This window comes from Methanomassiliicoccales archaeon, assembly GCA_014361295.1.
In the GTDB taxonomy this organism is placed as follows: domain Archaea; phylum Thermoplasmatota; class Thermoplasmata; order Methanomassiliicoccales; family JACIVX01; genus JACIVX01.
Genome location: JACIVX010000001.1, coordinates 180179 through 199393, shown reverse-complemented (window position 1 = coordinate 199393; position 19215 = coordinate 180179). Strand labels below are relative to the sequence as shown.

The following is a 19215-nucleotide window of genomic DNA, read 5'->3' as shown; positions in this document are numbered from 1 at the left end:
TGATGTAAAAGGTTGGTGTCTCGCTTGAGAATTTCGATCGTTGGCGCTGGTTATGTCGGTCTTGTCACGGGGGTTTGCTTCGCAGAATTGGGTCATGAGGTCGTTTGCATCGATGTCGTTGAGGAGAAAATTAAGGCGCTCAAAGAAGGAAAGAGTTTGATTTATGAAAAGGGGCTCGATACGCTTCTGCGGAAACACCTGGAAGATCGTTTGTTCTTCGCCACAACGGATTTCCATTTTATAAAGAATACGGATCTCACTCTTGTTTGCGTCGGAACGCCGCGAATGGAAAACGGGTTTCTTGATACGACTCATCTTGAAAGCGCTACACTGAGCATTGGTCAGATGCTTGCTGAGAAAGATGAATATCATGTAGTCGTTGTGAGAAGCACCGTTTTGCCTACGACGACAGAAAATATTGTTATCCCAGCACTCGAACGATCTTCTGGGAAAAAGGCTGGAAAGGATTTTGGGGTTGCCGTAAACCCTGAATTCCTCAAGGAGGGCAACGCGATTGAAGATTTCATGCATCCAGATAGAATCGTCATCGGTGTGACTGATGATCGTTCTCTCTCTATCTTAAAATCTCTTTACTCGGGATTCAAGTGTCCTATTGTGGAAACATCATTGAGAACAGCGGAGATGATCAAGCTCGCCTCAAACGCGTTCCTGGCGACAAAGATTTCATTCATCAACGAGATCGGCAATATCTGTAAGGCGTTGAAGATTGATGTCAGAGAAGTTGTGAGGGGCATGGGATACGATAGGCGCATAGGATCAGAGTTCCTCAGGGCGGGCTGCGGCTTCGGTGGTTCTTGCTTTCCAAAAGACACCACGGCACTCGCTTCATTTGCAAGGTCTCACCAAATCGAGCCTATCATTCTTGACGCTGTCATCGAGGTCAACGAAAAGCAACCGCTCAAGATGATCGAGTTGCTCGAACACCATATGGACATCAGGGGAAAAACGATAGCGGTTCTCGGACTTGCTTTCAAACCTGGTACCGACGACATCAGGGAAGCGAGTTCGATCAAAATCGTCAAAGCATTGATTGAGAAGGGCGCGAATATCAAGTGCCATGACCCGAAGGCGATCGAGAACTTTCGTAGGGAGTTCCCGTCGCTCATTTATTGTAGGACTATCAAAGAATGCGTTGAGGGGAGTGACGCGGTCCTCATCGTGACTGAGTGGGAGGAGTACGCAGATCCAAATTTATACGGTGACAAACTCGTGATCGATGGCAGAGGGGTTGTGAGGACGGAAAATTATGACGGGATCTGCTGGTGATGAGAGATGAAAGCGGTGATTCCTGCCGCGGGTTTAGGCATCAGATTTTTGCCATTAACGAAAGCGCAGCCAAAGGAAATGCTGCCAGTCGTTGACAAACCGACAATCCAGTATGTTGTCGAGGAGGCGATCGCAGCGGGCATCAGCGATATTATCATCGTGACTGGCGCGGGAAAGAGGGCGATCGAAGATCATTTTGATCGATCGCCAGAACTTGAATCAGTACTCGAGAGAAACGGCAAGGAAGAAGAATTGCAAGAGATCAAAAGAGTATCGAATCTCGCGGAGATTCATTACATTAGACAGAAGGCACCAAAGGGTCTTGGCGACGCCGTTTATTGCGCAAGGAGACATGTTGGCAATGAGCCATTTGCTGTCATGCTCGGCGACACGATTAACATCGCGTCGGTTCCGGTCGTCAAGCAACTGATGGAGATTCACGAATTACTTGGCACGTCCGTTATCGCCGTCGAAAGAGTGCCAAAGGAGAAGATCCAGGATTACGGAATCATTAAAGCGAAAAAGGTGAAAGAAAGACTTCACTTAATAGAAGATTTGGTCGAGAAGCCAAAACCTGATCAAGCGCCATCGGATTATGGCATCACTGGCACATATATCCTGACGCCTGGTATTTTTCGTTGCATTGAACAAACTCCCGCAGGAAGAAACGGCGAGATCCAGCTGACCGATGCCTTGAGACTTCTTCTCAGAGAAGAAAAGATCTACGCATACGAATTTGAGGGTAGGCGATACGACATCGGCGATAAGCTCGGCTGGATGAAGACGAACTTCGAACTTGTTCTTAACCATCCAGAATTCTCCGACGAAACCACAAAATTTCTCCTCGATTTGCTGAGGAGAAAAAGGATAATCAGGGGCACGAAAGAGGGGATTCCGAGGAGGAAAAAGCGATGAGACATCGCCTCTCGCGGATAAGAAGTGAAATATGATGATTATATGTGTGATTTCTTTCCTTTTCACAAAATAGGAAGGATTACAAATTAAGTTGGAAAGTGTACAACAAAAACCGCCAGAGGATTGAACGAGCCTAGATACAACGGGCGTCTTAATCGAGAGTTGTTAAGGAATTCGGGATTTAATCGACTTTCTGAAAAGTTCTTGACTTAAAAAATAGATTTAAAATCATTCAGGCCGTAGGTGAGAACGTCATAGTCTTAGGTTGGTCAAAGGAGGCGAAGACCTCGTTGATCTTGATAAGTGTTGCCGAGGCGATTTTCTTCGTTGCGCAGCTTCCGTATGCGAGCGCCTTGTCCGTGAGTTCGTAATAGTCTCTTTTCCTTTTAATAAGTCCTAACAACTTCATCATCAGAAGATATCTCTTGATCCCTTGATCCTGTTCATTGATCATTTCAATCTCATCGACCGTGATTTTTCCATGATAGAGCTTGCGCGCGAATCGTGCGAGGGGATAATCCCTGACAGCGGAAAATGCGAAAATCGGAAATTTTCCTCCTGCGATCGCGTCTGCGTACGGAAGTACGGAAGGCATATTGAGCGTGAATCTGTTGCCAAGCATTCCCCAAGCCCTCGGACCCATGCCGATAAAGTTGCTGTGTTCATACGGTCCCTCATATTTTTCTGGCGCTTTGGAAAAGCTCCAAATCGTTCTTATTTGATAGCCATGCTGACGAAGGAAACTGAGAATCAGAAGATACTGATCCATTTCCGTGGCAGGATTTTGTGAGAAACCATGAAGGGATGAAATGTGAGCTTTCTGCGCCCGATTCTGATTCAATAATATTTTGGATGCAAGCGGCGTATAAGGCAAGAGCATCAACGGATAGGTTGATATTCCATCGACACCAGTCGATACTGCGATCTCTAAATCATGGAGAAGCGATTCTTTTGTTTGAAAAGGTAAGGAAAACATGAGGTCGATGTTGATGTAATCGAATTTCGATTCCCTTACTCTCTTGAGAGTTTCGATGAGATCCGCCTGGGTCACCTTTCGATTGAGATAGCGAGAGAGGATTTCTTCATTGAAAGTCTGAATGCCAATGCTTAATTGATTAACCCCGCCGCTGCGCAGTCCGTCGAGAACATGATCATCGAGATCGACAGGGGACGCTTCCATTGAAACTGGGCCTTTAAACTCGAAGTGTTTCTTGACTTCGTCCACAATTCCGCCAATTGACTCGTAGAGGAGTGACGGCGTGCCGCCACTGAGATATATTCTTTCGATCTTCGCCCTCTCGTATCTCGCCGCGTAAAGCTCGATTTCTTTGTTTAAGGCAGAGACGAAATGATCCGCGCTCTTTGCGCTGAATCGTTCTCCCGGAAGCGCGCAGTAAGTGCAGCGGAAGGCGCAGAAGGGCACACGGATGTTCAAGCCAGCGTGATCGATGTGATCGGGAAGAACTTCCTCGGGCTGCCCAGGAAATGAAAAAGAAACGCTTGATGCGACCCTTTCGGCCATGCGATCGATCATCCGAAAAGTGAGGTCGACCATTTGCCGTCACCGCATTTCTCAAAGAAATCATCTGAGTGCTATTTTAATATGAGTGTTATAGATGAGTGACAGAAGAGAAGATTTTGAATACGAATAAGAACGATTTTCTACATGAGAATACGAAATCAATTTCTTTGAAAATCAAGCTGGTTCGCGCGCCCTGCCTTGATCAAATCTTGAAAACGGCGATTTACGCTGAATTTTACAAATACAAGACCAGGTATCTTTCAAGACATTCAATGACTTCTAATTTCGTTTCGTGGCGGACTGGTGTCATGAGGGATTACCGATAAAATGGAGAGGGAGCAAGGAATTGTTTATTGATATCAATTGCAGATCCATTTCTTCATTCCTTTTGCTTGGCATTCAGTGAAGGAAAAATGAATTTTGATAGAAAATTGCACCATGATTAGTTATTCTTCCGTAAACAGGAAAATACCCATAAGATCGACTGATAGGATCGACTAAATTGATAATTAAAATGGCATTTACGATTTTGATAATAACATGCGAATTCTTTAATTGCCTGAAAGACTGTACAATTTCGAGAATAAAAAACAAGACCAACTGCGGCTACCGACAATTAAAGCTACCGACAATTAAAAGATGATGATAGTCATTCGTCTTGTTTCATCATCACCAGGATGCTAATGTGAGAGGTGGTTGCTTTGATGACACGGAAAGTCGCGATGAAGGGCAGGGAGCGTGAAAAAATCAGAGTTCTTTGCATCGACGATGAACCAGAACTCTTGGACATCATGAAACTCTATCTCGAAAAAGACGGTGATTTCGCTGTCAATTGCGTCACCTCGCCGATTCAGGCACTTCAGATTATTAACAAAGGGGGGGGGGGGGAGAAGTACGATGCAATTGTTTCAGACTACGAGATGCCAGAGATGAACGGCATCGAGCTTTTGAAGGAAATTCGCTCATCAGGGTTGATGACACCTTTCATCATTTTCACGGGAAAAGGGAGGGAGGAGGTAGTCATTGATGCACTCAATTTCGGTGCAGACGGCTACGTGCGGAAGGGCGGTGATCCACGTGCCCAGTTTGCTGAGCTACTTAATATGATCAAGACGGTTGTAGAAAAACGCAGGGCGCTCGAGATGCTCGAAGTCAGCGAAAGAGCGCTCGCTGAGGCCCAGACGGTCGGAAGGATCGGCAACTTCATTTACGATATCGCTGAGAATGAGCTGAGCGTCTCAGTCGAATTGTTACGCATTCTTGGCCTTGACAAGATGCCATTCACTGGCGAATATGAACATCTCTTTACAGCTGTGCATCCAGATGATCGTGAGCGCGTCAGGCAGACGCTGGTCGAGGCGATAAAGAAGGGTAGCGAGTGCGAAATCGAATACAGGGTTATTCTACCTGACGGGACGGAAAAGATTGTTCGCCATCGAACTTTGACGATTCTCGGCAGAGATGGTTCACCAGCTAAAGTGATCGGCGTCATCAGGGACATGACAGACGAAGCGCATCTGTTCATGCGCCTCGAGAGGCTCAACTCGATGCTCTTTGCGCTCAGGAGGGTCAACCAGCTGATCGCAAGAGAGAAAGATCAGGGGAATCTCCTCAGAAGCCTCTGCAATGACATCCTGAGGACGCGCATGTTCGAGGGAATCGTGATCGCTGCGAAGGGGAGCGATGGTTCGATGGATCTCTATTATGCGGTTAGGAACGAGACACATGAGGAGATCCTCAGAAGGATGTCGTCGGTTGAGAACCTCACATGCATCCGGGAGGCGATGTCGACAAGAAGCGTTATCATCTTCCAACAAGGGGACAACCGGTGCTCGGGCTGTCCCCTTGTGCATCACGATCAATGGATCGATATCGCGAAAAGAATCGAGTGGGGCGGCGAGGTCTACGGCACGGTCCTACTACACCTGCACGCGAATGCGGTCGTCGATGAGGAGGTCGACTTCATCAGTGACCTCACGGAGGACATCGGATACGCGCTCTATAACCTTAAGATGGAGAGGATGAAGAGGAATGCTGAGGAGCTCCTCACGCGGAGCGAACGTCGCTACCGTCACTTTTTCGAAAGGGCGAACGACGGGTTCGCGATCCTGCAGAACGGAATAGTGAGGTATGCAAACAGGCGTCTCATGAAAATGGGGAATTACGAGGAAAACGAGGTCATTGGAAAACACTTTGCAGAGTTTATCGCCGATGAGGATAGGGAGAGGGTTCTTGATTATTATAGAAGGAGGCTCGCTGGTAAAGAGGCCCCAACCATTTATGAGATACGACTCAAGAAGAAGGACGGTAGCATTCTCATCGCCGAGCTCAACGCCACACTAGCGGAAAACGAAGGCGGCCTCGCCACTTACGTGATTGTGAGGGATGTTACAGAGCGGGTGAAGATGCGCGAACTCCTCGAAGAATCAGAGAGAAAATATCGTTCGCTCTTCGAAACGACAGGGACAGCAATGGTCATGATCGAGGAGGACATGACGATCTCGCTCGTCAACGATGAATTTACAAAGCTAACTGGCTACACGCGCGAGGAAATAGAAGGGAAGATGAAGTCGATCGACTTCGTCTCGGAAAAGGAAGTTCAAAGGATCACAGAGTACCATTACGCGAGGAGAAGCGATGCCTCGAAGGCACCGCGAACGTATGAACTCGAATTGAAGTGCAAGGACGGCGGGATCAGATTTGTGAGGATAACAATCGACGTGATCCCAGGAACGAAGCGCAGCGTTGCATCGCTTATAGATATCACTGAGGAGAAGAAACTGAAGGAGGAATTGATCAGACAGAGAGAGGAATTCGAACTTCTGCTCGACAGTATCGATACGATGGTCTGGTACGCGATAGATCCTGAGACTTACGGTAGAGCGAACAAGGCACGCGCTGAGTTCCTTGGCAAGAAAAAAGAGGAAATTGAAGGCAAGAAAATCTGGGAATTTCTCCCGAAGCCCGAGGCTGAGGTCGGCGTGAAGGGAAATAGAATCGTCTTCGAGGAGAAGAAGAAGTACAGGGATTTTGAGTGGGTGACGAACGCGAAGGGTGAAAAGCGATTAATGCTCGTCACCAAGATCCCGAAGTTCGACAAGGATGGGAACGTCGAGTTCGCCGCTTGCACCGCTGAGGATGTCACCGAACTGAGAAAGACACAGGACGCCCTCACGCTTGCGAACAAAAAACTGTATTTGCTCGGGAGCGTGACAAGGCATGACATTATGAACCAGCTGGCGGTCATCTCCGGCAGTCTGCAACTACTCGCTGATCTCGTCAATGACGAGAAGTCAAAACGGTTCGTCTCAATGGCATTAAAGGCGGCGATGAACATCGAGAAGCATCTCGAATTCAGCAAGGACTATGAAAGAATGGGAACATATCCGCCCGAATGGATCAATCTAAAGGAGGCAATCGAGAAAGCGATGGCGACGATCGATCGTACAAAGGCGGACATCGAGGTGCAGATTGACGACGATCTCGAGGTTTACGCGGATCGCCTGCTCGAGAAGGTCTTCAGCAACATATTCGACAACGCGTTGAAGCACGGCGGTGAAAAACTCAGCACCATCAGGATTCATCAGGAAAGAAGGAATGATGACCTCGTCATCATCTGCGAGGATGATGGCAAAGGTCTGGAAGAAAGTCTAAAGAAATCGATCTTCGAAGGTCGCCACGGCAGGGGACTCTACCTCGCAAAGGAGATTTTATCGATGACTGGCATGACAATTGAGGAGAGAGGCGAAGCGGGCAGAGGCGCGAGGTTCGAGATCACCGTGCCGAAGGGCGGATACCGGTTCGGTAAGGAATAATCGAAAATCTTCACGGGCACCGCACGATATCCTGTGCCCAAAGGCAATCAGCGCACGATGGTGAGTTCGCCCAGCGGTCCTCATTATTTTGTCGAAGGTCGCAGTTCGCGCCACAATCAACGCAGGATGGAAATCTAAAATTCTGAACCTTCGATCGAAACAATATGTACTCTTTGCTCGTCCAAATATCTGAAAGAGATTTTTCATTCACGTTTCCGAGAAGATATCGCTTGACTCGTTTTCTTTTTCCGAAAACGAAATACGGATATGAGTGCATCAGCGCATAACACGGGCTGATGCCACCGTCCCATGCGATGACGATGCCTTTATCATTGACAAAGCGGCAGTGTCTATATGCTCCCCACTTGTTCCTAGGAGTCGAAAGTGTTCCCCACATCACATAATCGCCTGCCATGACAGCCCAACCCTCTGGCCTCGGAATTTCAATATTGTCGTCGCCATAGGCGATCTGCCTTGTCGCCTGTTCATTGTGCGGCAGCAGATGTGTGAGGAGAATGATTGATGCGCCGATTTCCCTCGCGAGGGAAGGGAGGTTCCTGATGTCATTGACATTCTTGTCAGTCACAACGAACTCGAGACCGATCGTCGGCATCCTGGAGCCCTTCCTCTCGCGGATGTCCCTGATCCGCTTGACATTTTCGACCACGAGATCAAAATCGGCACCGCCCCTCAGCTCGCTGAACAGCTGAGCCTGCGCGCTATCCATCGAAACGAAGAGTCGGTCAATTTTTGCATCGACAAGCGCTTTCGCTTTCTCCTCAGTGAGGAGTGTTCCGTTCGTGCTCATCGAGACACGAATGCCAAGCGACTTGACTTCCTTCACCATTTCCTCGATCTCAGGGTGCAACAGAGGTTCACCGAAGCCTCCGAAGTAGACCTCACGCAACTCCGGCAGAGCACGGAGACTATCCATCACGCGATTGAAGGTCTGCGCCGACATGTCGGCAAGTTCCTCATCCCAGGTGTTGCGGACGCAGTTTGCGCAGCGGAGGTTGCAGCGCGTCGTGACTTCGAGATAAACCTTTCTTACGTCCTTCGCGATCCGATGAAGGGCGTAGCCGTCGGATGTGTGCTCAACTATCCACTGATCCCATTGACAGACGGGGATTCTATCTGATGAGAGTGATTCTACACAATCATCCTCTATCTTCTTTGTTTCTTCAATCAGGAGCGTTTCCCTTATGTCGGGCGGAGAGCCATATCTTGGAGCAAGTACCATTTTCACAACCTCGTCTGTTTGTCAGGCTTAACTTCGGTATTAATCGATGAAACAGACTATTTAAAAGGATATTCCCTACTGGTCGCGGGAGCATGTTTCACATGAATACCGGGGCATCAGAAGAGCTTATTTAATTTGCGGAAGAGAATTGATTGCTCGGAGAGTATTATTCATCGACGACATCTTTTGCTTTCTGATCCTTTTCTGATTCTTGCTCCACATCCGTCCCCTTACATCAGAATGTCATGTGTTCGAAACGGGAATCATTCAAATATCAAGTTACGGGGAATCAAATAACTTTAGCGTTTCCCACAACTTCTCTGCAAGCTTCTCGATATAGTCTTTCCTCTCGAGTCTATTCTTCCATCGTTCTGGGATTGCTTCCGCGCCATGATATGCGCCGCTGATCGCGCCTGTCATCGCCCCGATCGTGTCAGCATCCCCGCCCAAATTGATCGCATAAAGCACTGCGTCCTGAAAGCTCTGCGAATGACGGAGGAATGAGTATATAGCCGTTGGCACCGAATTAAACGCCTCGATGCCGTGACCGAGTTCCCTGACAACTCTCCTCCTGTCTTCACAGTTCAGCAGTTCTTCAACCTTCCTGAGCTTGAACTGGTAGATCTCATGACGTACGAAGTTTCGGAGGTTTGTCAAAAAGAGGTGAGGGTCGAGATCAAAAGAGCGATCGGCTTGGAGGGCGAGGGCCACGGCGTATGCCTGCAAAGCTGCACCTTCCAAGCCAAGCTCGTGTGCATGCGTAATTTTTCCCTGGGCCTCGGCGACTTCACGCAATTTCTCCATATCATGATAAAAGAGTAAGCCGACTGGCGCGACCCTCATCGCCGCGCCGTTACCGTATGAGCCGGCACCGCTAAACAGCCTCTTCGCAGCCTCGTCCCACGGCACTCCCGACTTGATCATCCTGAATACGCTGGGTGGTCCACTCGCGTAGCCGCGCCAGGGTTCCATTTCGTAATTTCGCATGAAAACGCGAGCCATGTGCTCGCCATTGAACCCCTTCATCTCGATGAGCGATTCCGTGACGCCGATCATCATGTGCGTGTCGTCCGTCCACCTGCCCGTAAATTCCTGATCAAATGTATCAGATAACCAATGACCCTCGAATCCACGCCCTAGCGCGTCACCGATCGCGCTCCCGACAAGGCAACCAATGAACTTTGATTTTAACGACTCCATTCAAGATCTGTTAAAAAAAATGTTGTTATGAGATTTACCTTTTCCTTTTTTCCATATTTCTTACCTTGAACTGTTGCGACGTTGCTCACACCCTTAAAAAGAATTCTCTTTCCGGCATTATCAATTTGCCTGATTTCGAATTCTGAGAATTTGAGAATCAATCTTTTTACACAATGAATATCATATCCCGTCGTAAATCGATTAAAAAGGCCAGAATCATGGATAGCCTGCCGCCCGATCAGGAAATGAATACGAATAACGGTCAATATGCGCCGCGTCCTCCTAAAAAGAGGAGACGGGGGGCCCTTGCAGCCGTCCTCATTGTTATCATCCTATTCCTTGCTGTCATCGCAGTTCCGAAGGGGCTGCCAATTCTTTTCGATTTTCTCGAGAATAAAACGATCAGCCCCATTTACCCCACCGAGTCCTCCGTTATCACGAACTCGACGCCGAGATTCGAGTGGACTGCGCTGAAAAATATTGAATCATACCGGTTCCAGCTGAGCATGAGTTTTGATTTCAAGGCATTGCTTGTAGATGCAGTTGTTAACGATACCTTCTTTGTCGTGACCGAGCCTCTGCCAGAGAACCGCACGTATTTCTGGCGCGTCATGCCAATCAGCAACGGAGAAGGGGAGTGGAGCCAGACCTGGGATTTCTTTCTAGGGCATGATGTGTTCACGAGGACCTTTGAATGGAGGTACAGCGTCAATTCCTACACGATCACCATCAATATTCCTGGCCAGGAATATTATGAATACAGCCTGCGCGACCGGACACCGAATTACGCTTCATATGTTAAATCGGATGATTCTTCGATCAAGGATCTCGCATACAAACTCAATGAAATCGCGGAGAAAAAGAGGTTTACGCAATATGAGAAGGCGGAGTTCGTCCTCTCTTTCGTGCAAAATCTCGAGTATCTTTCAGATCAAGAGACGGAGGGCGTCATCGAGTATCCCAGGTATCCAGTCGAAACGCTCGTTGACGGTGGCGGGGACTGCGAGGACACCGCGATTCTCTTTGTCTCGCTGATCCAGACATCCATTCTCAACTTCGACGGTGTTCTCCTCCTTTTTGAAGGGGATCCGAGCCACATGGCCGCAGGAATCTGGGGCGATCCTTCGCTGCCTGGCACATCGTATCTCTTCAACGGAAAATATTACTACTACTGCGAGACGACGAGTCCTGGCTGGAAAATAGGTGAAGTGCCAGAAGACCTGCAAAATACTGGGCCGAAGATTATCAATTGCTGATTAACGTATCATTATAGATCGACACGAAACAGCAATCGGTGCCACATGGAAGTTATTGTCTTTTCATGAAGTCCCAATTTTATGTCTTTTCGAACTTGAAAAATATCAAAAAGGATTCTTTGTCGAAATTGATTACTCATAAATCAATATGAGACTAGATGACAGAAAGTTGGAAATTTATAGCATACATGATATTTTATCGCCCAATATTGTATGGCCCAATTTTAGGACGATGGTGAAAGTCGTGATGAGTCAATTTCCACCCTTAAAAGGCGAAGACATTAAAAACCAATCTTGAAGGTCTGGGAAACAAGAAAAATTGTTGAGCCAAGAGAAAGTTTTGATGGCTCAAGTTCCATTCTGTATCGACTCTACATTTAAAGTTATTAGTGTGAAATGAATTTTTGAAATCGAATTTAGTATACCTTGATTACTACAGCACCATCAGTTGCTCTTAAAACAAATCCGAGAAAGCGATAATTTTCCAATTCTTTTTTACACAATCTTAATAAATGAAAAACCAGTACGAGGTTAAGAGAATGCGCGTCATGATTTGCCCGGACTCTAAATCGATCTACATCAGATCCCTTGTGCATCACTTAATAAAAAATGGAGCTGAAGTGCGTCTTATACCTTGGTTCGGCAAACAATTTCCTCTCTCGTTTCTGAAACTGATAAAGGCAAAAAGAGACGGATTCGATATCCTCCATCTACATTGGATTCCCTTCAACTGGTATTTTATGATAACCTCCGTAAGAAGGTTATGCGACAATTATGGGATAAAGATGGTCTGGACGATACACAATCTTAAACCTCACAATCCTCAATTCTGCAATAATAGGGATGTCATCGCAATGAGATGTATCGCCGATTGGGCTGACGCTGGGATCGTGCACTGTGAAAGAACGAAGCACGAATTCCAGGAACTCTATGGAGAATCCCTCCCACTTTACGTAATTCCACATGGGAATTTTAACGAATATGTCGAATTACGCGTGAGAAATGTGGCACGTCGTCGACTGGACATTCCGGAAGAGAAAATTGTACTTCTTATGTTTCCTCCTAATCGCTGGAATAAAGGAATAAGAACATTCATCGAGGTTCTCGAGCGGTTGCCTTCAAATTACATCGGAATAATGGCTGGCCAATGCAGGGATCGCGCGATTAGAAAGTACATTCTAGAACAAAAGAAAGTACTAAAGAATAGACTGATTGTCAATTTAAACTATGTGACGGCAGACGAAACGCACGATTACTTTGCCGCCGCTGATATTTTCTTCATGCCCTATGACGATATCACGACATCTGGAAGCGTCATCCACGCGATGAGCTATGCGAAGGCGATAATCTCGACCAACAAAGGAAATCTATATGAGTTGGTCAACAATGGTGTCAACGGATATCTCTGCGAATCGCCTGATGAAATGATTTATGTCATAAAATCAATTGACGTTGAGATGGCGAAAAAGATGGGGGAGATGAGTCGAAAAATCGCGGAGCGCTTCGATTGGGACGATATTGCAGTCAAAACAATACAGATCTACAAATCCCTTAACAGCGATTAGAATCATCTATTGCGCGCTTATTATTGTCTCTTGTTATCTGTCGGGATGATGAATTTTCCCTTTTTCGATGCTTCAACAACCTGCATGATTTTTTCGTGCGGCCATTTTTCCTCCATTTTCTTTGAATCATTAGAATTGTCGAAATCTCTCCTGAACTCCACCGATCTTGCCTTATAGCCAAGATGTATGATCGTTACATGTGGACAGGTCGTTAAGAACCATTTTTCAGATAAGAGAATTCTGAAGCAGAGATCAACATCGGAACACCGCTTGAACGATTCATCTAATCCGCCAATATCTTCCCAACACGACTTGCGAATTGCATAGAAACAAGTCGCTTGTCCGAGCATCCCAGGGACAAATTTATTTGTATTCCACAAATGCCAATAGAAGAGCCCTCTTTTCATCATTTGTTTCAAATAAAAAATCGGTGCCTTTGTTCGCCATGCTTGTCTCACGAGGTCCAACGGATTGTTTGAATAAATCCATCCTAGACTTTCTCCGTATCCGTTTCCGTATCCGACATGTCTGATTCGCACACCGAAATATCCAACATGAGGATAATTTTCAGCAAATTTCAGCAGTTTTTCAATTGCGTCTGGTTCAGGGAAAGCGTCGGAATCCATTCCGATAACAAGATCAGAATCTGCCTGACTAATCCCTCGATTAACCGACTTGCCAAATGAAAATGAAGATCCACGATCTTCAATCAAAATGAGATTGTAGGGGAATTTTTGCGTCCTTTCCAGATGATCAAGACACTTCCTTGTTATTTGATCATTTTTATCAGCTACAGGAATGACTACATCAACTGATTTCATTGAAAACCACCATACCTCTCCACACCATTTTCTATTTTGTAAATATTTTATGATGGTCTATCATAATCATAATAATTTTCCTTCTCATCTGGATTTATTTTCGGAATCTATCATGGTACATCTTGTGCAAATGATGTCCTCTGCGAAAACATCACCAGTGAGTGCATATGCCCTCGCCCTGCATCCACCACAAATCTCACGATCTTCGCATTTTCCGCAAGCACCCTTCAGACGGTGGGGGTCCCGCAGCTTCACAAGAATTCTTGATTCCCTGATTTCTTTCCATATCGTTGTCAGTTTCTTTCTCCTGATGTTTCCGAAGCTCGTCGGCATGTAAACGCAAGACCTCACAGACCCGTCCTCCATTACATGCATCGCATTGCCGAGGCTGCAGAGCCTGGGGAACTCCTCCTTCCTTCTGTCCTTAATGATTCTCGCGTAAATAGGCTCGTAAACCGAAACATTCGTTTCGCCCGCTCGATCGATTGCGTTCATGGGGATCGCAGAATAGCGGTTCAGTATATCCCCGAGCATCTCTTCGTATTCGCTCGCAGGAGGTAAAAGGGAGGATGATGCCCTCCCGACGGGAATTGTTGCCAGGACATCGCAATTGATTCTCTTTTCACGCGAAAAATCGATCACGCGGCCTATTTCCTTCAAATTGAGGTTTGTCACGGCGATGCCGACGCTCGTCGGCACCCTCTCTTCCAAGCAATACATCAATCCCCTCATCCGTGCGTTATGAGAATTGAAAACACCGGTGAAAATTCCGCTGGAACGTTCGTCTAAAGTCGGCAGATTAATCGCGACCGCAACCCCCGATTTCTTAAAGAATTTCGCGATATCCCTGTCGATCAGGGTGCCGTTGGTGGCGATGATCGCGAAAAGATGATGATCTCTTGCAAATTCGACTAGCTCGAAGAGGTCCTTCCTCATTAGAGGTTCTCCTCCCGTGAAGACGATGCTTCTGGCGCTGAGATCCGCCACAGATTCGATGAGCTTCATCGCTTCCTTTGTATCGAATTCGTTCAATGACCGATGACCGGCGCTGGCATAGCAGTGAACGCATTGAAGGTTGCATTCGTTCGTGCATTGCCATCCGACATGGATAGGTGCCTCGAGGGGAATCATTGCAGAAGAATCGTATGATGATAGGTTTTCATCAATCATACGCCTCTATTCCCTTCATATTCAATTTCGAGATCAATTTTTGAAAACTACCTGTGACCTTTTCCTGTAAAATGAAACAGCCAGCACCTTTGGAAAAGAAATAAACATGATAATCACAAAATAAATCAATAGGCAGAATGTGTTGATGTTTGACAATAAGATGAAATTAGAAGACGAGCACAGAAAAATCAAGGAATTCTGGGACAGAAAGATGTCTCAGAGATCGAAATCTCCGCCACAATTCCGCTACCAGGAGTATTTCTATTCGAAATATAAAGATCGGATAAGAGAGCCGATCCTCGACCTGGGATGCGGTGATGGTGAGTTTCTAGATATGGTCTGCAAAGACGGGAGGCTGGATATTTACGGCCTGGATATCTCAGAAGTCGCTGTGCAGCTTGCCCGAAAACGATTGTATCCATATCTCGGCGAAAGTGTTGACGAAAGGATCAAGCTGGGGGACATGATACTCATCTCGAATTTTTTCAGAAAGGAATTTTTCGGCACCGTTGTTTGCGAGGGGACAATCCACCAGTCTACCTGCACTGGTGCGAGAATGACAGCCAAGGAGTTACACAAGGTTCTCGCTCATGGGGGGCTTGCATATATATCAACTCGATCCAGCTCAACGATTCCGGCCTACGCCACTCCGATTGAGGAGGAGCGAGAAACGTACAGAATGGTCGGGGAAGGGGGAGTCGTCAGATGCTATTTCTCGAGAGAAGGCGTTGTTCGCCTAGTGGAAGACTTATTCGAAATTGTTGAACTACAGGAAAAAGAAGTGATTCTCAGAGTCGAGGGCACACCATATAAAATGTGGATACTCGTTTTGAAAAAGCCATAGATCGACTCCATATTCAGGATTCCCATGACAAGAAACTCCCCTTGCGAGAATACGGTTAATACATTGGCAAAAGAATTGAGACCTCGGTAGTAGGAATCTCATCGATTTCAAGACAATCCTCAAGTGTTTTCGCTGTATGATCAGATTTCGCATATGATTCAACTATTAGAAAATTGTTGAAAATCAAAAGCAACAGGACCTCATTGTTTTTCTGACGAGCAGGTAAATAAGCAACGGTCCTCCGACAAGCGCTGTTATCGCCCCGACGGGCAACATGACGGGTGCGGCCGCCCTCCTTGCGATGATGTCGGCGACGAGCAGAAGATTCGCGCCGAAGAGGCCTGAGATCGGGATGAGATATCGTTCATCCCCGCCGACAACAATCCTGCAAATATGGGGGGAAAGGAGGCAAATGAAACCGATCGCTCCGGTGAAACTCACGACCGTCGCGGTTGATAAACACGCGGTCGCGAGTACGATCTTTCTCACTTTCTCTACCTCGACACCTAGACCCTTTGCAGGGTCATCACCCATCTTCATGATGTTGAGATCCCACGCCAGTCGGATGTTGATGATTAAGACGAGAATGAGAACGCCTAACGCATATGGGAGCTGCCACCAGGCCGCTCTAGACAGATCACCGACGAGCCAGAAGACCGTTGTCTTGACCGCCTCCGCCTCGGCGAAAAATTGGAGAAGGGTATTGCACGCGCTGAAAATATAGGTCATCGCCACACCAGACAGTATCATCGTCTCCGGCGTCATTCCTGGTCTTCTCGATAAAATGAGAACAACGAGGGCTGGAATAAGTGAAAAAACGAAGGCGTTGCCGACGATCAAGAAATTTCCAATAAGTAATCCTTTCCCGAGAATGATCGCAATCGCCGCTCCGAAGCCCGCGCCTGCCGAGACTCCCAAAGTGTACGGTGTAGCGAGAGGATTTCTCAAAATCGCCATTGTCGTGCATCCAGCCATAGCGAGTATCGCGCCGGCGAGGGCAGCCATGAGGATTCGCGGCATCCTCAAATGCCACACAACTGTGTCGGCGAGACTGCTCACTTCAAACAATCCTGGAAATAGTTTATTGAAGACCGCCGCGTAGGCCTCAACAAAAGAAATCTGAGCGGAACCGAGGGACAAGGAGACGCCCATCATGATGATTAAGAGAATAATGCAGAAAATTGAGAAGAAAATCCTGCGGATAACGATCTTTTTATATTGCGCCTTCTCGCGATCCACTTTTGTAACAGAAATATCGTGATGATCCTTCACTCAGATTTCCTCCACCGTATCATTGCAACTTTCTTCTTGCGATGGAATAATAGCTTCCCTCCTTCCTCGACGAGCGTCTTTTTTAAATAATCCCTGAGCGCCTCAATTTTCATTTCTGGAACGTTATAAATTTTCGTAAAATCCGAGAGAGCGTCATCGAGTGTTTCGAATTGTCTTCTTGCCATGTGATCCATTATTTCGACGTCGGCTTTAATGCCAAGAGCGCTGAGAAGATTGTAAGCGATGATATGGTCAGTAAGGCCGATCGAGACCTTCTCCCCGTAAATCAATCTCTGTATTTCATCTGGCATCCAGTCGTCTGCTGATACGAAGAGATAAACGGCTCTTATCGCCGCATCGTTCATCTTTACCAGCGCTTCCTGAAGATCGGCCATGAGAAGGGAAAAAGAGGCGAGTACAACATCGTGCTCTTCCACATCCCTTCCTAATTCAATTTCTTTCCATCCCTTATTGATATAATTGATGTTGTTAACACCTTCTTTCTCAGCGTTCTTTTTGAGGAGGAGAAGCATGTTCTTCGACGGCTCCACGACCGTGATTCTTTCGACAATTTTCGCCAGCGGAATCGTCAGCCTTCCACTCCCTGGTCCTATTTCGAGGAGTGTGTCCTCGCGTCTCACCTTGATTCTTTCCAGTTGTCTTTCAGTCAAAGCAGCCATCAGCATCTTGCTTTCATTCTCGCGGCTTGCCCAGTCGTCCCAGAACGCCGTGCTTCCGATCTCGATGCGATGAGAAGTCAACATCGAATATTTCCACAGATCATTCCAGTTCACGATTGTCATCCTATCTAATCCTCCATGGTGTGCTGCCAGAGTTCGCTAAATCCGATTTTTTTAAAGAATAAAAAGAGGTTTACGGCGCCTCATCACTCATTCGTCAGGGGCGCCGATCACCTCGTCATCGATGACGATGGGCGGGTAGAGGAATGTCCCGTATTCATCGAGATTATAGTTAAGCCCCATCCAATTCGTGATGTACTCCTGATGTATCGCTTCGGGGTCGAGGTCCTCAAAGAGCTCAGGGTGCAGGATCTTCGCCAGATAGACGGCACCGAGGACACTTCCCATCGCATTGTTTCTGAAGTCTCCAGCGATGATGTAGACTTTCTCGTTCTGCACAGCACTGAGACCCGAGAGCAGCGGGCGGGACATGATGTCCTGCCATGTCGCATTCAGACTGCTTGTGTCGTTCATATCGTAACCGTAAGCTGGGGTCATAGCTACACCACCATAAGTGTACCTGACTGCGTGGACAAAGATGTACTCCGGGTTCTCCTCCAAAACCCACTCTGGATCGACTGTCGAGTAATAACTTGATCCCAGCCAGTCCGGAAGATCCTCTGCGATCGGTTTACCGCCAGCGAGAATGCACATCTGTGAGAGGGGGTCGATTAGATTGTATGTGCGCATCGTCGTTTGCGATGCATCCCGTATATATCCAACCATGCCCGTCATGAATACACGCGGTTTCTCACTTTCTGAAAGCGTCACAGTCTTGCTTTTGATGGAATCCAGCAGACTGAGGAGCCAGTTAACGTACTCTTGCGCCCTGTCAACCTTCCCGAGGATATACCCGGCTTTCATGACACCCTGGATAAAGCGCGATTCGCTCGGCTTGATGACATCGGGCCAGTAAAGTCCAAGGAAAACGACATCGACGCCCGGCAGTTTCTCCTTCTTCTCAGCGATATCGTAAGAGAACGTGAAAAGCACATCAAGATTCAAACCCAAAATGAACTCGTAATCGGGGGCATTCATATTTCCGAGATTCACGAGTTCATCGGCCTTCTCAGGAAGGTAAAACCACCGCAGTTTGTAAGGGGCTAGGTCAACGGCAACCACCTTGTCTTCGACGCCGAGAATGCGCATGAGTTCGACGTTGCTCAGATATTCAGCGCCAATTCTTTCAATCGGAAGTCTGACCCTGACAGGATCTCCGTTCCCGTCGAGAATCCAGATGTACGTTGCCGTGCCTTCCAAAATCGCATTGATCTGATCGATGTCCTCCTGATTGATCACCCCGTCCCGGTTCGCGTCAGCGAATTGCGTCTCGTTCTCGTTCCCGTTGATGATCTCCGTGACGAATTCTGCGTCCTTTTCATCAATGACCTCATCCATATTCGCATTGCCGTAGATCTCGAGAGCGAATCTCGGCTCCTCTTCCTTTTCTGGGCTCTTGCTTATAAGATAGATGCCATAACCCGCGAGGATACCAGCGATGACGATGCAGACGAGGGCAACGGCGATAATTGTTTTCTTGTTCATAGTAATCACGTATTACTTTTTTT

The 19215-nt window shown here is 47.2% G+C and carries 14 protein-coding genes; 6 read left to right on the top strand and 8 right to left on the bottom strand.

Annotation, left to right across the window (positions count from 1 at the left end):
- The first annotated feature begins 24 nt into the window (after window positions 1–24).
- Window positions 25–1287 carry a UDP-glucose/GDP-mannose dehydrogenase family protein gene (locus tag H5T41_00955; GenBank protein ID MBC7107356.1) on the top strand — a complete coding sequence of 421 codons (1263 nt, stop codon included), beginning with the start codon at window positions 25–27 and terminating at the stop codon, window positions 1285–1287.
- Between the two features lie 6 nt (window positions 1288–1293).
- Window positions 1294–2202, top strand: a complete 909-nt coding sequence (gene galU / locus H5T41_00950; protein ID MBC7107355.1) for a UTP--glucose-1-phosphate uridylyltransferase GalU — start codon at window positions 1294–1296, stop codon at window positions 2200–2202.
- A gap of 232 nt (window positions 2203–2434) precedes the next feature.
- Here the strand turns inward: galU and H5T41_00945 are convergent, their stop codons facing one another.
- Complete coding sequence (locus tag H5T41_00945) at window positions 2435–3757, bottom strand: radical SAM protein (GenBank protein ID MBC7107354.1); 1323 nt, start codon at window positions 3755–3757, stop codon at window positions 2435–2437.
- 671 nt (window positions 3758–4428) lie between these two features.
- On the opposite strand from H5T41_00945, the gene H5T41_00940 reads away from it, so the two are divergent.
- Window positions 4429–7539 (top strand): PAS domain S-box protein, encoded by a 3111-nt coding sequence (locus tag H5T41_00940; GenBank protein ID MBC7107353.1) that lies wholly within the window; start codon window positions 4429–4431, stop codon window positions 7537–7539.
- A 10-nt stretch (window positions 7540–7549) separates the two neighbouring features.
- Here H5T41_00940 and H5T41_00935 read toward each other — a convergent pair whose 3' ends face one another.
- Window positions 7550–8779 carry a tungsten cofactor oxidoreductase radical SAM maturase gene (locus H5T41_00935; GenBank protein ID MBC7107352.1) on the bottom strand — a complete coding sequence of 410 codons (1230 nt, stop codon included), beginning with the start codon at window positions 8777–8779 and terminating at the stop codon, window positions 7550–7552.
- Window positions 8780–9058: 279 nt separating this feature from the next.
- Window positions 9059–9979 (bottom strand): ADP-ribosylglycohydrolase family protein, encoded by a 921-nt coding sequence (locus H5T41_00930; protein MBC7107351.1) that lies wholly within the window; start codon window positions 9977–9979, stop codon window positions 9059–9061.
- A 218-nt stretch (window positions 9980–10197) separates the two neighbouring features.
- Between H5T41_00930 and H5T41_00925 the strand changes: the two genes are divergently transcribed.
- Together H5T41_00925 and H5T41_00920 are read left to right on the top strand one after the other, a co-directional pair.
- The gene (locus H5T41_00925) at window positions 10198–11235 is read left to right on the top strand and encodes a hypothetical protein (GenBank protein ID MBC7107350.1); all 1038 of its coding nucleotides are present in this window, start codon (window positions 10198–10200) and stop codon (window positions 11233–11235) included.
- Window positions 11236–11747: 512 nt separating this feature from the next.
- A complete protein-coding gene (locus H5T41_00920) occupies window positions 11748–12800 on the top strand; it encodes a glycosyltransferase family 4 protein (GenBank protein ID MBC7107349.1) in 1053 nt (350 codons plus the stop codon).
- A gap of 20 nt (window positions 12801–12820) precedes the next feature.
- Here the strand turns inward: H5T41_00920 and H5T41_00915 are convergent, their stop codons facing one another.
- Window positions 12821–13621: a glycosyltransferase gene (locus H5T41_00915; GenBank protein MBC7107348.1), complete on the bottom strand. Its 801-nt coding sequence runs from the start codon at window positions 13619–13621 to the stop codon at window positions 12821–12823.
- A gap of 84 nt (window positions 13622–13705) precedes the next feature.
- Window positions 13706–14791, bottom strand: coding sequence for a radical SAM protein (locus tag H5T41_00910; GenBank protein MBC7107347.1), 1086 nt, complete (start codon window positions 14789–14791; stop codon window positions 13706–13708).
- Between the two features lie 160 nt (window positions 14792–14951).
- Here H5T41_00910 and H5T41_00905 point away from each other — a divergent pair, with 160 nt between their 5' ends.
- Window positions 14952–15635: a class I SAM-dependent methyltransferase gene (locus H5T41_00905; protein MBC7107346.1), complete on the top strand. Its 684-nt coding sequence runs from the start codon at window positions 14952–14954 to the stop codon at window positions 15633–15635.
- A 183-nt stretch (window positions 15636–15818) separates the two neighbouring features.
- On the opposite strand, the gene H5T41_00900 is transcribed toward H5T41_00905, so the two are convergent.
- From H5T41_00900 to H5T41_00890, 3 genes are all read right to left on the bottom strand, one after another.
- Window positions 15819–16889 (bottom strand): iron ABC transporter permease, encoded by a 1071-nt coding sequence (locus H5T41_00900; GenBank protein MBC7107345.1) that lies wholly within the window; start codon window positions 16887–16889, stop codon window positions 15819–15821.
- Between the two features lie 14 nt (window positions 16890–16903).
- Window positions 16904–17710, bottom strand: coding sequence for a class I SAM-dependent methyltransferase (locus H5T41_00895; protein MBC7107344.1), 807 nt, complete (start codon window positions 17708–17710; stop codon window positions 16904–16906).
- A gap of 87 nt (window positions 17711–17797) precedes the next feature.
- The gene (locus H5T41_00890) at window positions 17798–19192 is read right to left on the bottom strand and encodes an ABC transporter substrate-binding protein (protein ID MBC7107343.1); all 1395 of its coding nucleotides are present in this window, start codon (window positions 19190–19192) and stop codon (window positions 17798–17800) included.
- Between the last annotated feature and the right edge of the window lie 23 nt (window positions 19193–19215).

What these genes read in the sequence shown, in the direction of transcription:
- H5T41_00890 (MBC7107343.1), bottom strand. Translation starts at nt 19,192, where the DNA reads ATGAACAAGAAAACAATTATCGCCGTTGCCCTCGTCTGCATCGTCATC.
- H5T41_00905 (MBC7107346.1), top strand. Translation starts at nt 14,952, where the DNA reads ATGAAATTAGAAGACGAGCACAGAAAAATCAAGGAATTCTGGGACAGA.
- H5T41_00895 (MBC7107344.1), bottom strand. Translation starts at nt 17,710, where the DNA reads ATGACAATCGTGAACTGGAATGATCTGTGGAAATATTCGATGTTGACT.
- H5T41_00920 (MBC7107349.1), top strand. Translation starts at nt 11,748, where the DNA reads ATGAAAAACCAGTACGAGGTTAAGAGAATGCGCGTCATGATTTGCCCG.
- H5T41_00945 (MBC7107354.1), bottom strand. Translation starts at nt 3,757, where the DNA reads ATGGTCGACCTCACTTTTCGGATGATCGATCGCATGGCCGAAAGGGTC.
- H5T41_00910 (MBC7107347.1), bottom strand. Translation starts at nt 14,791, where the DNA reads ATGATTGATGAAAACCTATCATCATACGATTCTTCTGCAATGATTCCC.
- H5T41_00940 (MBC7107353.1), top strand. Translation starts at nt 4,429, where the DNA reads ATGACACGGAAAGTCGCGATGAAGGGCAGGGAGCGTGAAAAAATCAGA.
- galU (MBC7107355.1), top strand. Translation starts at nt 1,294, where the DNA reads ATGAAAGCGGTGATTCCTGCCGCGGGTTTAGGCATCAGATTTTTGCCA.
- H5T41_00935 (MBC7107352.1), bottom strand. Translation starts at nt 8,779, where the DNA reads ATGGTACTTGCTCCAAGATATGGCTCTCCGCCCGACATAAGGGAAACG.
- H5T41_00915 (MBC7107348.1), bottom strand. Translation starts at nt 13,621, where the DNA reads ATGAAATCAGTTGATGTAGTCATTCCTGTAGCTGATAAAAATGATCAA.
- H5T41_00925 (MBC7107350.1), top strand. Translation starts at nt 10,198, where the DNA reads ATGGATAGCCTGCCGCCCGATCAGGAAATGAATACGAATAACGGTCAA.
- H5T41_00930 (MBC7107351.1), bottom strand. Translation starts at nt 9,979, where the DNA reads ATGGAGTCGTTAAAATCAAAGTTCATTGGTTGCCTTGTCGGGAGCGCG.